Origin of the sequence: Rhizobium sp. Root491 (assembly GCF_001427205.1) — a bacterium.
In the GTDB taxonomy this organism is placed as follows: Bacteria; Pseudomonadota; Alphaproteobacteria; order Rhizobiales; family Rhizobiaceae; genus Agrobacterium; species Agrobacterium tumefaciens.
Genome location: NZ_LMFF01000018.1, coordinates 174,602 through 188,631, shown reverse-complemented (window position 1 = coordinate 188,631; position 14,030 = coordinate 174,602). Strand labels below are relative to the sequence as shown.

Genomic DNA, 14,030 nt, shown 5'->3' with positions numbered 1-14,030 from the left:
GATGACAGAAATGGCCAACGTGCCGGCGTTTCACGGCGAAGCTGTTTCCGGCGATCCACCCGAGGCCATCTGGCCTTGGCCGGATGACAGATGCGATTGTCATTGCGTCAGCCTTCATTACAGCGCCGAAGAAGGGCGCGGCGGCAAGGTCCCTCCCTTGCCGCCGCAGCTTTTGCGCGCTGCGCCCAGACGCAAGGCGGAATTTATCGCCGGGCGCAGATGTGCTGCCGAAGCCATACGCCGTCTCACCGGCCGCGCCGCCTTTCCCGGCATGGGAGAGGATCGCGCCCCTATCTGGCCCGAAGGCGTGGTCGGCGCGATTTCCCACAGCCACAAGCGGGCAATTGCGCTTGCCGGCTCTTCCGAGCGGTTCTGCGGCATTGGCATCGATATCGAAAGGCTTCTGAGCGAGGAGGAAGCTTGCGACATTGCCCCGCAGGTACTGACCGCGAACGAACGCCTCAGTCTTGGAAACGACATCGATCCCTTCATGACCGGGCTGATCTTTTCGGCCAAGGAAAGCCTGTTCAAAGCGCTTTATCCGACCGCCAGACGTTTGTTCTTTTTCGAGGCGGCGGAGTTATCCGGCTATGAAGAGTGCGGTTCAGCATCCCTTCGGCTGACAACCGACATCAGCGGCGAGTGGCGCAAGGGAACGGACATTCCTTTCCGCTTCTGCCGCTTCGAAGGCTTTTTGCTCACCCGTATCCTTCTCCCGCATTAAGGGAAAAATACAGAATCCTTTTCTGTGAAGATCATATTTAAAGTCGTTATTCCCGTCATTTGTGTGAAACACTGAAACGGTACGCACCGTGTTGGAATGATTCCAAACATGCAAACGGTGGAGATACGATATGACCGACATCGATACGAGCAAGCTTTCCTGGGATGCGTGGGACGAGCTGCAAAACCCGCCGCCGGCCGAAACCGATTTCGACCGCGTGGTCGAGACCGCGATTTCCCGCCGCGGCTTTCTCGGTGGCGTGCTTGCCTTCGGTTCGGCCGCAGCAGCCATGGGCACGCTCGGCAACCTGATGACCAGCACATCGGCGGAAGCGCAGGAAGCGGCAGCCGGCCGTTTCCCCTTCAAGCCGGTGGCTGCCGCGACCGACCACACCATTCACGTGCCGGAAGGCTACAGCTGGAAGCCGGTCGCCAAGTGGGGCCAGCCGCTGTTCTCCAACGTGCCCGACCTCGACCCTGCCAAGGGTGTCAGCGTTGAAAACTCCGACAAGGTCTTCGGCGAAAATACTGACGGCATGGAACTGTTCATGGTTGGCAATCACCAGTTGATCGCCGTCAACCATGAATATGTAAACCCCGAAACCAACCTGCCGCATGCCGAAAAGGGCAACCCGAAAACGGCCGACGACGTCAAGATCCTGCAGAACATGCAGGGCGTCACTGTCATGGAAGTTGCGGAAGGCACCGGAGGCTGGGAAATCGTTCTCGACAGCCCGTTCAACCGCCGTATTCACCACAACACCCCGATGAAGCTTTCCGGCCCGGCCGCAGGCTCGGACCTCGTCAAGACCGCCGCAGATCCGAAGGGTGTCGACTGTCTGGGGACCTTCAACAATTGCGGCGCCGGCCGCACGCCCTGGGGCACCTACCTCACCTGCGAGGAAAACTTCAACGGCTATTTCGGTACCACTGATGCCGCCTTCAAGCTGCCGGATGACTACAAGCGCTACGGCATAGTCGCCGAGACCCGTTACGCCTATGAGAAGTTCGATGCGCGTTTCGATGTCGCCAAGAACCCCAACGAGCCGCGCCGCGCCGGTTACGTGGTCGAGATCGATCCTTCGGACGCCTCCTCCACCCCGATCAAGCGCACCGCACTCGGCCGTATCAAGCACGAGAACGCCGCCGTGGTGATTGCCCGTGACGGCCGCGTGGTGGTTTACATGGGCGATGACGAGCGTGGCGAATTCCTCTACAAATTCGTCTCCAACGGCATTTACGTGCCCGGTGGCGACACCTCGAAACTGCTAGACGAAGGCACGCTCTACGTCGCCAGGTTCTCGGACGACGGCGCTGGTGAATGGTTGGCGCTCACGCCTGAGACGACAGGCATGAAGATCGATGAAATCTGCGTCTTCACGCGTCAGGCCGCTTCCAAGGTGGGCGCGACAACGATGGACCGCCCGGAATGGGTCGCCATCAACCCGGTCGCCATCGAAGCCTATTGCGCCCTTACCAACAACAGCCGTCGCGGCGAAATGAAAGACGGCAAGTTGCGCGCCAATGCTGGCGGTGACGCCATGGCGATCAATGCTGCCAACCCGCGCGAAAACAACGAATACGGCCAGATCGTGCGCTGGTACCCGGAAAACGACGATCACGCGGACGGCAGATTCAAGTGGGACCTGTTTTGCATGGCCGGCAACCCCACCGTTCACAAGGATGCCTATGCCGGCTCTTCGAACATCAACGAAGGCAACATGTTCAACTCGCCCGATGGCATGATGTTCGATTCGACCGGTCTCCTCTGGATCCAGACCGACGGAGAAGACAGCAACGAGGGCAACTTCGCCGGCCAGGGCAATAACCAGATGCTGGCAGGCGATCCAGCCACCGGCCGTATCGAGCGTTTCCTGACCGCGCCGAAGGGTTCCGAAGTTACCGGCCAGACATGGTCCGGCGACAAGCGTACCCACTTCGTCGGCATCCAGCACCCCGACGCCCCCTTCCCGGATGGCGAAGGCAAGCTGCCGCGCTCCACCGTTATCGCCATCAAGCGTGACGACAACGCGCAGATCGGCTGACGCTTTGGCTTAGGCGGAACCGGGTCTCGGCATAGCGGAGATCCGGCTCCTGTCACTCGTGACCAAGGGTCGATGCGGCCTGACTGAATTTTCACTCGCCAGTGGACAAGAGAGGCATTACCGCTTCAAATCCCCCCACACGATACCAGTCAGGAGAATGACCATGGAAATATTGCGCGCGGGAACACGGGCCTCAACCAAAGGCCCCGAGGCGTGGTTTACCGGCACGGTCCGTATCGATCCTCTGTTCAACCCGTTCGATGCAGAGCGGGTTCAGGGCGCTCAGGTCACCTTCGAACCAGGCGCGCGAACCGCATGGCACACGCACCCGCTCGGACAGACCCTGATCGTGGTTTCAGGGTTTGGAAGGGTGCAGCGCGAGGGTGGCCCCGTGGAAGAAATCCGCCCCGGCGATACCGTGTGGTTCGCGCCGGGCGAAAGGCACTGGCACGGGGCGGCACCCGATGTCGCCATGACGCATATCGCGCTTCAGGAAGTGAAAGACGGCAAGGTCGTGGACTGGATGGAGCACGTCACGGACGATCAGTATGGTGGCTGAAGCGGCTTGGCCGAAATGGCGCTCGTCCTGCCTGCCGGACGATCTCCAGCGTTAAGCAACATCCGGAAGAGCCGAAATATTTCGGGGGCGCGATTTAAACTTTGACTCGTATGCGCATTGGGTGAACCTTCATCGCGTCGCGGGAACATGGTGGAGAATCGTGATCTTAACCGGTGGAATTGTCCTTGCCCTTATCACCGCCAATGCGGTTGCAATTCCATGCCCATGACACTCAACCGGCGCGATGTGGTGGCGGGGTTGTCGATTGCCGGCCTGATGTTACCGGAAGCGATCGCCTATTCGGGGATTGCCGGCGTTCCAGCCCAGCACGCCATCCTTGCCGCCATCATGGGCTGCATCGTCTATGCCATTTTTGGCCAGAGCCGTTTTGCGGTCGTCTCGCCCACATCCTCCTCCGCCGCAATCCTGGCGGCAATGCTTGCGACGCTCTCGGTCACACCAGCGCAAAAGATGCTGCTCGTTGCCATTACGGTCGCTCTGGTGGGCCTACTGTTTCTGCTTGCGGCTGCCACGCGGCTCGGCGCCCTGTCGAGTGTCATCTCGCGCCCGGTGCTGCGCGGTTTTGCCTTCGGCCTCGCCATTCTGATCACCATAAAGCAATTGCCGAGCCTCTTCGGGATAAAGGCGCAGTCGGGCGAGCCGCTTTCCATTCTCCTGCAAATCTTCTCCCGCCCACAGGACTGGAGCCTTGAAAGCATCGCCGTCGGCGTTGTGGCACTCGCCGTGCTGCTTCTCCTGCGCAGGCGCCCCGCCATTCCCGGTAGCCTCGTCGTCATCGTGGCAGGAATTGCCATCTCGATCCTGCTCAACCTTCAAAGTCGGGGCGTCGCCGTCGTCGGCCAGATCGATCTTGCCGGCATATGGGCCGGCCCGTTTTCGGTGTCGCTCGACGATGTCGCGCATGTTGCCCGCTTCGCGCCGCCACTCGTCCTCATCCTCTTTGCGGAATCATGGGGCACCATCCGAAGCTTTTCGCTTCGCCATGGCGAAATTGTCGATTCCAATCGCGAACTCAGAGCATTCGGGCTTGCCAATATCGCCAGCGCCGCCATGCAGGGCATGCCGGTTGGTGCGGGTTTTTCCGCAGGCGCAGCAAGCGAGGCGGTTGGGCCGCAAAGCCGGCTTGCCTCTGCCATCGCCGCAATCGGCCTGGCGGTCTTCAGCCTGCTCGCCGCCAGCTGGTTCGCTTTCATCCCGGAAGCAGTCCTTGCCGCCGTAATCGCCGTGGCGCTGCTGCATGCGCTCGACCCCGCGCCGATCATCCGTTTATGGCGGCTCGGCAACGACGCCTATCTGGCACTTGCCGCCGCAGCCGGCGTACTTGCCTTCGGTGTGCTGAACGGCATGCTTGTCGCCGTCGCCCTTTCCTTCGCCGTCTTCGTTCGCCGGCTTTCCCTACCGCATGTCATGCATCTTGGCCGGCTGGGCGATAGCCACGACTTTGTCGACATGGAACGCCACCCGGATGCGAAGGATGTGTCAGGCATGATTATTCTCCGGCCCGCACAGCCGCTTTTCTTCGGCAATGCGGAACCGATCCTTGCCGCCGTTACCAAATACATCGTTGCGCGGCCGGAACTGCACATCGCGATTGTCAGCCTTGAGGAAACATTCGAACTGGATTCCACCGCGCTTGATGCGTTGCTGGAGTTCGATGCAGCGATGCAGCGCAGCAGCATCGTGGTCTATTACGCGCGCATGCACGACCATGTGAAGGATCTGCTGCTTGTCGGCGGCGGATCCGACATGGTGGCGCGCAGCAATTTCAGTGTCGATGATGCCGTGACGGCGGCCATGCATCGGGAGGACAGCCATGCCACACAATCTTGAACCGCATCTGACCCCGGTTGAAATCACCTCACTCAAACCAACGCAGATGACAGTCGGTCTGCGCGAGGTGGAGGACAAGCGCCGGCAATGGGCCGCCATCCGTGAGGAAAAGGGAGCCGACTTCCTCGGACACCACATGGTACCCGTCGTCCTTGGTCACAAACAACGTCTTTATCTGGTGGACCACCACCACCTCGCTTTGGCCTTGCATGAGGAAGGCGTGAAACATGTCCTGACCAGTATCGTTGCCGATCTTTCCCATCTCGACCGGCAGGAATTCTGGTCGGTGATGGACCATCGCAACTTCGTCTATCCTTTCGACGTGGATGGCGTGCGCCATCCTATCGAAAACCTTCCCAAACGGATCGTCGATCTCAAGGACGATCCCTTCCGCGCGCTGGCCGGCGCGATTCGCGACGCTGGCGGTTTTGCCAAAATAGACGCTCCCTTCAGTGAATTCCTCTGGGCGGATTTCCTGCGCCGCCGGGTGGGTGGCAAGAAGCTGCGACATTCCTTCGAGGACGCGGTTGAGGAAGCGATGCAACTGGCACGCTCGCGCGATGCGCGGCATCTGCCTGGATGGTGTGGAGCGGACCAATGACCACCCTTCCCTTCCTTTTCCGATCGATGGCGGCTGCCATCGCAGTTTTCGTCCTGGGCGCGGCGGGCCTGCCTGCGCAGGAACTGCCGCCGCCAGCGAGACCGGCCCCTACGGAACAGACGACAGAGCAGAAAGTCGACCAGTTGCTACAGCTTCTGGGACAGGACGATGTTCGTGCCCTTCTCACACAGAAGCTTGCGGCGGCCGGCACAGAGCAGCCGCCAGAACTGACGCCGCAGAGCCAGTTGAGCGATCTCGACCAATGGGCAAGCAAGCGGCGCGAACACCTAGGCCGCCTCGCAAGGGATCTGCCCGGCATGTCCACGCAGATCATCGCGGCGCTGGGAAGGCTTTGCGACGAGATCAGAAACTACGGCGCAGCCGTCTTTTTGCTGCACGTATCCATCCTGTTCGGTGCGGGCCTTGCCGGCGGCATTGCCACGAACCGGATCATAGCGATGCAGGCCTCCCGCAGGAACGGCGCGGATATCGGCAAGGAGGCCTCGTCTGCCGTATAGCGGAGGCTTTTGCCCGTCTTCGGCTACGGCATTGCTGCCACCGCCATGTTCCTTGCCATCCAGTGGTCACCTTTGCTGAGCGCCGTTCTCCTGCCCTGGCTTGCAACCAGCATCGTGTTGCCGCTGCTTTTTGCCTTCACGGGCCTGCTGCGGCGGGTCGTTGGCCGCGAGGCCAATGCCCGGCGCGATTTCTGGATCGTCCGCTGGACATGGCTCCTGACCCTTGCCAGCGTCTTCTGGGCATTACTCAGGACGCTCGAGAATCTCGATGTCCCGCGTGACACGCTTGGGCTTCTGTCCTCCGCCATGGTCGGCCTGCTGTTCCTGCTCGCATGCATCTGGATCTGGCGTCGTCCGGTCGGCGATCCCGGCTCGGAGCGGGCTAGGTCAATCGATGTCGCGCTGATCTTCGGCCTCATCATCCTCTTCGGGTTGCGGCTCGCCGGCGCCGGGGTCCTGTTCTGGATCGGGCTTTATGCGCTGGTTCTGCCCGGCCTTGCCTCGACGCTTGGCATCGCGGCGCGAAAGCTGGCAACCGACTTCGGCACCTATGGGCAAAGCGATCTTCGCCCGGTACTGGTCGAGCGAGGCGTGCGGCTTGCAATCGTCGGGACTGCCATCCTGTGGCTGATCTTCCTCGTGCGCGCGCATCCGAATTCCCTGCCCGATGGCGCATTGCTGACGTCGATCGTCGTCGGCGTCCTGCACGGGGCGCTGATCCTGCTTCTTGCCGATCTCGTCTGGATCGCGATCAAGTCGATGATCGCACGGCGGCTGGAGTTGAGTACACCCGCCGGCAACCCGATGAGCGGCCAACCGGGTGGGGGCCAGCCGCAAGATGACCGGCTTTTGACCATTCTGCCGATCCTTCGCAACATGCTCGGCATCATCATCGCCGCGGTTGCGGTCATGACGGCGCTTTCGGAACTCGGCGTCAATATCGGGCCGCTGCTAGCGAGCGCCGGCATCTTCGGCATCGCCATCGGTTTCGGTTCGCAGACGCTGGTCAAGGACATCATCAGCGGCGTGTTCTACATGATCGACGACGCCTTCCGCGTCGGCGAATACATCCAGAGCGGTTCCTACCGCGGCACGGTTGAATCCTTCAGCATCCGCTCGGTCAAACTGCGGCACCATCGCGGCCCGATTTTCACCGTGCCGTTCGGATCGCTCGGCGCCGTCGAAAATATGAGCCGCGACTGGTCGATCGACAAATTCCTCGTCACGGTCGCCTTCGATACTGACATTGCCAGGGTCCGGGCCATTACCAAGGAGATCGGCAAGGCGCTGAAGGAAGACCCGGAATTCGGACCGTTCCTGATCGAAACCGTCAAGCTGAAGGGCGTCGAGCAATTCGGCGAATATGGCATGACGCTTGGTTTCGGCATGATGCTGCGCGCCGGCGGGCAATCCTCCATGGTGCGCCGCAAGGCCTATTCGATGCTGAAGGATGCCTTTGCGCAAAACGACATCCAGTTCGCCAGCATGGCGGGCGCCTATCCCACATCTACACGAAGCGCGCGGCCACAGGAGCCCGAAGCAAGCGACGGGACGGGGCCGGTGGAAGAATAGGCCTCCGGCAACCGCGCCTCAACCTTAGCCCATTCGTTCGGACATATATTCGCCCGGCGAAGCTGGAAACACAACGGTCTTATTGCCGTTGAGGAAGACACGGTGATGGATATGGGCATGAATGGCGCGCGCCAGAACCTGGCTTTCCACGTCCCTCCCGAGGCTCACATAATCCATGCCGCTCTGGGCATGGGTGACGCGGATCGTGTCCTGTTCGATGATCGGGCCTTCATCGAGATCAGCGGTGACGTAGTGGGCCGTCGCGCCGATCAGTCGCACGCCGCGCTCATAGGCCTGCTTGTAAGGGTTTGCGCCCTTGAAGGAAGGCAGGAAGGAGTGGTGGATGTTGATGATGCGGCCAGACATTTCCTGGCACAGCCGTTCCGACAGAACCTGCATGTAGCGCGCCAGCACGACGAGTTCGGCGCCTGCATCGCGCACCACCTGCAGTATGGCCGCCTCGGCTTCCGGTTTCGTCTCCGGCGTGACGCGAATGTGGTGAAAGGGAATATCCTCGTTCACCACCTGCTTCTGGTATTCGAGGTGATTGGAAATGACAGCGACAATCTCCACAGGCAATGCACCAATGTGGGAACGATAGAGCAGATCGTTCAGGCAATGGCCGAAGCGTGAAACCATGATCACGACTTTCGTTTTCCGCGAGAGATCATGGATATCGTATTCCATGTCGAAATCGGCGGCGACGGAAGCGAACCCTGCGACGAGAGCAGCGGGTTCCATCCCTTCCTCCGAAACGAAGCTCAGCCGCATGAAAAAGCGGCCCGTTTCCAGGTCGGTGAATTGCGAACTGTCGTTGATGTTGCAGCCGGACCGCGCGAGATATCCGGACACGGCGGCAACGATGCCGCTGCGTGCCGGGCACGAGACTTTCATGACATAGCTGGTCAAATCCTGCTCCCCTTGATGGATCAGCGATCGGGCACATTGGCGGTGATGCCGCCCTGCCCGATCATGGCTAACGAGACCGATAATAGCGTGTTACGCGCCGTAGATCGGGAAGTCCTCACACAGCGCAGCAACCTCGGCCCGCACGTTCGCCTCAATCTCAGCATTGCCTTCGGCACTGACAGCCAGCGCGTCGATGACCCGCAGGATCAGCACGCCGATCCGCTCAAATTCGGCCACGCCAAAACCGCGCGTGGTGCCGGCCGAGCTGCCGAGCCGGATGCCCGAGGTGACGAAGGGCTTTTCCGGGTCGTTGGGAATGGAGTTCTTGTTGCAGGTGAGACCTGCCCGCTCAAGAGCGATTTCGGCAACCTTGCCGGTAACGCCCTTCGGACGCAGATCGACCAGAACCATGTGGCTGTCGGTTCCACCAGACACGATCCCCAGACCGCCATCCGTCAGCACTCGCGCCAGAGCCTGAGCATTGGCTATGACCTGACCGGCGTAGTCGGCAAAGTCCGGCCGCAGCGCCTCGCCGAAGGCAACGGCCTTGGCAGCGATGACATGCATCAGCGGGCCGCCCTGATTGCCGGGGAAGACGGCCGAATTCAGCTTCTTTGCCAGATCGGCATCGTTGGTCAAAATCACGCCGCCGCGAGGGCCGCGCAGGGTCTTGTGGGTGGTGGAGGTGACGACATGGGCGTGCGGCACCGGATTTGGATATTTGCCGCCGGCGATCAGGCCGGCATAATGGGCCATGTCGACCATCAGCCATGCGCCAACCTCGTCGGCGATCTTGCGGAAGCCTTCGAAATCGATCTGGCGCGGATAGGCCGAGGCGCCTGCGACGATCAGCTTCGGCCTGGTTTCCAGCGCCTTTGCCCGCACCTTTTCCATATCGATCAGATGCGTCTCTGCATCCACCTCATAGGAGACGACATCGAACCACTTGCCCGACATGGTGACCGGCGAACCGTGGGTCAGGTGGCCGCCATGGGCCAGCGAAAGCCCCATGATCCGGTCGCCCGGCTGAAGAAGTGCCAGAAACACCGCCTGATTGGCCTGCGCGCCGGAATGCGGCTGAACGTTCGCGAACTCCGCGCCGAAAAGTTGCTTCAGCCGGTCGATGGCGACCTGCTCGACCTTGTCGACGAATTCGCAGCCGCCATAATAGCGTTTGCCGGGATAACCTTCGGCATATTTGTTGGTCAGCACCGAGCCTTGCGCCGCCAGAACGTCGGCGGACACGATATTCTCCGAAGCGATCAGTTCGATCTGGGTTTTCTGGCGATCGAGTTCCTCGGCGATGGCGTCGGCAATCACCGTATCCGAAACGGCATTATGGGACAGACGGTTGAGCATTGTTTCCTCCTCAAGGATCAGGCGATTTCGGCGGCAAGTTCCTTGCAGCCGGTTTCAAGCAAATGGCCGAGATGCGGCGCGAAACTGTTCCAGATATCCATACGGAAACCATCCGGCGCATCGCGCCACAGCACCACGGTCACGCCATCGAAAATCGTTCTGCGGGCCTCGCCAACCGGAATGGTGTCGATGTCGCGGGCGCAGCCGAGTGTCAAAAGCTCGGCGGCGAGCGGCCCCTTGATCGCGAGCGTCACTTCCCTTCCGGAAATGTCGACGAGACTATGCGGATGGCCGGCATAAACGCCAGCGCAGGCCGCAATCACCCCGTCGACCGCGCCAGCGGGAGCAAGGATCGTCCATTCGTCGGGGCCAAGGCGCACGGCCTCGATTTCGCCTGCAGCAGTGCGAGCGCCGATCCGGTCGGGCAAGGTCAGGCCAAGGGCTGTATTGAGCGGGACCAGATCGCCGCGCGCACGCAGCGACAGCCGCCCCTGCGCGGCCAATATGCTGACCCGGGCTGCTTTGCTCTCGGCCAGCGTGCCGGGAACGGGGGAGGAAACGCGCATGTTCATTGTCATCTCCGGGTCAGATCTTCAGGCGGGTGTTTTCGGGATCGACAAAGACCATCCCGGTGATTTTTGCGGCAATCGTGCGTTCGGGCATCGGAATATAGACGGTCTCTCCCATCCGCTCATGGCCGCCCTCGACCAGCGCCAGCGCAATCGGCTGGCCAACCGCATCCGAATGATAGGATGAGGTGACATGACCGACCATTTTCATCGGGATAGGCTGCTTCGGATCCAAGACAATCTGCGCGCCCTCTTCCAGCTTCGAGCGGTCTTCGGTCAGAAGACCGACGAGGTGACGACGGCCCTTGGCGACGAGATCGGGGCGTGCGAGGCCACGCTTGCCGACGAAATCCGGTTTGGTCTTGCCCACGGCCCAGCCCATCGCGGCATCATAGGGCGTGACCGTGCCGTCAGTATCCTGGCCGACGATGATGTAACCCTTTTCGGCACGCAGCACATGCATGGTTTCCGTGCCATAGGCGGTGATGCCGTATTGCTGGCCGGCCTCCCACAGGATTTCCCAGAGCTTGCGGCCAAGCGGCGCGGGCACGTTGACTTCGAAGCCGATCTCGCCGGTGAACGACACCCGGAACAGCCGCGCCGGCATGCCGGCCACCGTGCATTCCGCGCAGGACATATGCGGGAAAGCCTCTTCCGTCAGCTCGACGCCCTCGACCAGCGGAGCGAGCAGCTTTGCCGCATTCGGGCCGTTCAGCGCAATGGTAGACCATTGCTCGGTGGTGGAAGTCAGCCAGACGTTGAGATCCGGCCATTCGGTCTGGAGGTAATCCTCCATCATGTTCATCACCCTTGCCGCACCGCCGGTGGTGGTGGTGACGTGGAAGCGATCCTCGGTCATGCGGCCGATGACGCCGTCGTCGCGAATGAAGCCGTCATCACCCAGAAGCAGGCCGTAACGGCAGCGGCCGGGCGCGAGCTTCGACCACGGGTTGGTGTACATGCGGTTCATGAACTCGACCGCATCCGGCCCGACGACCTCGATCTTGCCGAGCGTCGAGGCGTCGAACATGCCGAGGCTTTGCCGCACCGCCCGGCATTCGCGGCCGACTGCCGCATCCATGTCTTCACCTGGTTTGGGGAAGTACCAGGCGCGCCGCCATTGGCCGACCGGTTCGTAAACCGCGCCATGCTCCTCAGCCCAGCTGTCGATCTGCGTCTTGCGCGTCACCTCGAAATGCTGGCCGCGATGATAACCGGCGAAAGCGCCGAAGGTCGTCGGCGTATAGGGTGGGCGGAAGGTCGTCAGGCCTACTTCCGGCTGGCGTTTGCCGAGCGCTTCTGCCGCGATGTTGAGGCCGTTGATATTGGACATCTTGCCCTGATCGGTCGCCATGCCGTTGGTGGTGTAGCGCTTGACGTGCTCGATGGAGCGCATGCCCTCGCGCACGGCCAGCCGCAGATCCTTGGCGGTCACGTCGTTCTGGTAATCGACGAAGGCCTTGGCCTTGCCGGCATCGCGATCGCTCGGCAATTCCGTCAGCGATACGCCGCTGCCGGTGCGGTCGTGCTCCACCGCATAGTCGCGGGTATCGCCCGTCTTGCCCAGGGCTGCAGCGATCTTCCGGCCCTGCTCGGCGCCATCCTTCAGCACCGCTTCAATGCCCCAAAGCCCGCGCCCGGCGCCGGCAATTGCACAATCCTCATTGGTCATGGCCGGCAGGAAGGTGGTCCGCTGATCGTCCCACGCAATCTTGCCCTGCGTATGGGAAAACAGATGCAGCGACGGCGTCCAGCCGCCAGACATCAGCAACGCATCACAGGCGATTTCCTGCCCCGCGCCGACCGTGGAGCCATTCACGGGATTGACGCGGACTGATTTCACACGCAACCGGCCCGAAGTCGCCGTCACGGTATGCGACAGCCGCACCGGAATGCCGAGCGCGCGCGCCTCGTTCACCAGTTCCTCGCGCACCTTCGCACGGGTATCGACGATGGCCTGCACCCGCGCGCCTGCGCCATGAAGATCGAAGGCGGCATACCAGGCGCTGTCATGGCTCGTCACCACCACCGGCCTGTTGCCGACCTTGACGCCATAGCGGTTCAGATAGGTCTGGGCGGAGCCCGCAAGCATCACGCCCGGCCGATCATTGCCATGGAAGACCAGCGGTTTCTCGAGAGCCCCCTGCGCCAGCACCACATGGCGCGCCCGCACCCGCCACAGGCGTTCACGCGGCATGTCCTTGGTCACGGTTTCGAGATGGTCGGTCAGCTTTTCGCAAAGCCCAATCATGTTCTGGTGGTAGTAGGCAATCGCCGTCGTGCGGGTCATGACCCTGACGCCGCGCTCCTTCAGCGCCTTCAACTCGTCCGCCAACCAGTTCCATGCTGGCTGGCCGTCGATCTGCGCCTGCGGCTCGGACAGCAGCGTCCCGCCGGCTTCGGCATTTTCGTCCACCAGCACGACCTTGAGACCATCGACCGCCGCTGCGCGCGCCGCAGCCAGACCCGCAGGACCGGCGCCGACGATCAGCACGTCGCAATGCAGGTTGCGCGAGGCATAGGTATCGGGGTCTTCTTCCGTGGGCGAGACGCCGAGACCGGCCGCCGCGCGGATGAAGGGCTCATAGACCTTGTTCCAGAAGCTCTTCGGCCACATGAAGGTCTTGTAGTAAAAGCCCGCCGAAAACAGCATATAGGCCATGTCGTTGACTGCGCCGATATCGAATTTCAGGCTCGGATATTTGTTCTGAGACGTGGTTTCCAGCCCGCTCCAGATTTCCTGCACCGTGGCGCGGGTATTTGGCTCGAACCGGCCGGAGCCGCGGCGGGTGCCGATCAGCGCATTCGGCTCCTCGGAACCCGCCGCTACAGGGCCGCGCGGGCGGTGGTATTTGAACGAGCGGCCCATGAGATGTACGCCATTGGCGAGAAGTGCTGACGCGACCGTATCCCCCTTTACGCCGCGATAGGTCTTCCCATCGAAGGTGAAGCTTACCGAGCGGGCGGCATCCACCCGGCCACGACCGGGAACGCGATAGGAACTCATTTCGACACCTCGGAGCTGGCTGGTGCGCTGGACAGGGAAGAGAGATCAGGACGCGGCTCGCCTGCGCGATAGGTCGTCAGGAAACGGTCGCTCACCGTGTCGCGCACCGCATTGAAGAAGCGACCGCAGCCATGCAGGTGCCGCCAGCGCTCGAAATGCGGACCCCTGGCGTTTTCGCGGATGAACAGGAATTCTTCCCACTGTTCATCACTCTGAGATGAGGGGTCGGTCGCGCGCACGACATGGGCCTGCCCGGCATAGGTGAATTCGGCTTCGGGCAGCGTTTCATGGCAATAGGGGCAACGGATCAGCAGCAT

Annotated in this window: 12 protein-coding genes; 7 read left to right on the top strand and 5 right to left on the bottom strand. The window is 61.6% G+C overall.

Translation table 11 applies throughout. From position 1 onward, the window contains the following. Positions 1–10: 10 nt before the first annotated feature. From ASD46_RS23925 to ASD46_RS23900, 7 genes are all read left to right on the top strand, one after another. Positions 11–724: a 4'-phosphopantetheinyl transferase family protein gene (locus ASD46_RS23925; protein ID WP_060642876.1), complete on the top strand. Its 714-nt coding sequence runs from the start codon at positions 11–13 to the stop codon at positions 722–724. A 130-nt stretch (positions 725–854) separates the two neighbouring features. Then, positions 855–2,768 carry a PhoX family protein gene (locus ASD46_RS23920; protein WP_060642875.1) on the top strand — a complete coding sequence of 638 codons (1,914 nt, stop codon included), beginning with the start codon at positions 855–857 and terminating at the stop codon, positions 2,766–2,768. 163 nt (positions 2,769–2,931) lie between these two features. Beyond that, the gene (locus ASD46_RS23915; protein ID WP_003518141.1) at positions 2,932–3,327 is read left to right on the top strand and encodes a cupin domain-containing protein; all 396 of its coding nucleotides are present in this window, start codon (positions 2,932–2,934) and stop codon (positions 3,325–3,327) included. 219 nt (positions 3,328–3,546) lie between these two features. Continuing rightward, entirely contained in the window at positions 3,547–5,178 is a 1,632-nt protein-coding gene (locus ASD46_RS23910; protein WP_414890973.1) for a SulP family inorganic anion transporter, read from the top strand. After that, positions 5,162–5,779, top strand: coding sequence for a ParB-like protein (locus tag ASD46_RS23905; RefSeq protein WP_060642874.1), 618 nt, complete (start codon positions 5,162–5,164; stop codon positions 5,777–5,779). The genes ASD46_RS23910 and ASD46_RS23905 overlap by 17 nt, the downstream gene beginning before the upstream one ends. After that, positions 5,776–6,297, top strand: a complete 522-nt coding sequence (locus tag ASD46_RS27860) for a hypothetical protein (protein WP_323455150.1) — start codon at positions 5,776–5,778, stop codon at positions 6,295–6,297. Before ASD46_RS23905 ends, ASD46_RS27860 begins: the two co-directional genes overlap by 4 nt. Positions 6,298–6,306: 9 nt before the next feature. Continuing rightward, entirely contained in the window at positions 6,307–7,869 is a 1,563-nt protein-coding gene (locus ASD46_RS23900) for a mechanosensitive ion channel family protein (RefSeq protein ID WP_323455149.1), read from the top strand. A gap of 24 nt (positions 7,870–7,893) precedes the next feature. On the opposite strand, the gene purU is transcribed toward ASD46_RS23900, so the two are convergent. From purU to ASD46_RS23875, 5 genes are all read right to left on the bottom strand, one after another. Then, positions 7,894–8,778 (bottom strand): formyltetrahydrofolate deformylase, encoded by an 885-nt coding sequence (gene purU / locus ASD46_RS23895; protein ID WP_013762268.1) that lies wholly within the window; start codon positions 8,776–8,778, stop codon positions 7,894–7,896. A gap of 90 nt (positions 8,779–8,868) precedes the next feature. Then, positions 8,869–10,137: a serine hydroxymethyltransferase gene (gene glyA / locus ASD46_RS23890; RefSeq protein ID WP_019566911.1), complete on the bottom strand. Its 1,269-nt coding sequence runs from the start codon at positions 10,135–10,137 to the stop codon at positions 8,869–8,871. A gap of 17 nt (positions 10,138–10,154) precedes the next feature. Next, the gene (soxG, locus tag ASD46_RS23885; RefSeq protein WP_060642873.1) at positions 10,155–10,709 is read right to left on the bottom strand and encodes a sarcosine oxidase subunit gamma family protein; all 555 of its coding nucleotides are present in this window, start codon (positions 10,707–10,709) and stop codon (positions 10,155–10,157) included. Positions 10,710–10,722: 13 nt separating this feature from the next. Beyond that, positions 10,723–13,713, bottom strand: a complete 2,991-nt coding sequence (locus tag ASD46_RS23880) for a sarcosine oxidase subunit alpha (protein ID WP_060642872.1) — start codon at positions 13,711–13,713, stop codon at positions 10,723–10,725. After that, a complete protein-coding gene (locus ASD46_RS23875) occupies positions 13,710–14,030 on the bottom strand; it encodes a sarcosine oxidase subunit delta (RefSeq protein WP_060642871.1) in 321 nt (106 codons plus the stop codon). Before ASD46_RS23875 ends, ASD46_RS23880 begins: the two co-directional genes overlap by 4 nt.

Bases quoted from the DNA above. Each gene is read 5' to 3' on its own strand.
- ASD46_RS23925 (WP_060642876.1), top strand. From the start codon at position 11: ATGGCCAACGTGCCGGCGTTTCACGGCGAAGCTGTTTCCGGCGATCCA.
- ASD46_RS23920 (WP_060642875.1), top strand. From the start codon at position 855: ATGACCGACATCGATACGAGCAAGCTTTCCTGGGATGCGTGGGACGAG.
- ASD46_RS23915 (WP_003518141.1), top strand. From the start codon at position 2,932: ATGGAAATATTGCGCGCGGGAACACGGGCCTCAACCAAAGGCCCCGAG.
- ASD46_RS23910 (WP_414890973.1), top strand. From the start codon at position 3,547: ATGCCCATGACACTCAACCGGCGCGATGTGGTGGCGGGGTTGTCGATT.
- ASD46_RS23905 (WP_060642874.1), top strand. From the start codon at position 5,162: ATGCCACACAATCTTGAACCGCATCTGACCCCGGTTGAAATCACCTCA.
- ASD46_RS27860 (WP_323455150.1), top strand. From the start codon at position 5,776: ATGACCACCCTTCCCTTCCTTTTCCGATCGATGGCGGCTGCCATCGCA.
- glyA (WP_019566911.1), bottom strand. From the start codon at position 10,137: ATGCTCAACCGTCTGTCCCATAATGCCGTTTCGGATACGGTGATTGCC.
- soxG (WP_060642873.1), bottom strand. From the start codon at position 10,709: ATGAACATGCGCGTTTCCTCCCCCGTTCCCGGCACGCTGGCCGAGAGC.
- ASD46_RS23880 (WP_060642872.1), bottom strand. From the start codon at position 13,713: ATGAGTTCCTATCGCGTTCCCGGTCGTGGCCGGGTGGATGCCGCCCGC.
- ASD46_RS23875 (WP_060642871.1), bottom strand. From the start codon at position 14,030: ATGCTGCTGATCCGTTGCCCCTATTGCCATGAAACGCTGCCCGAAGCC.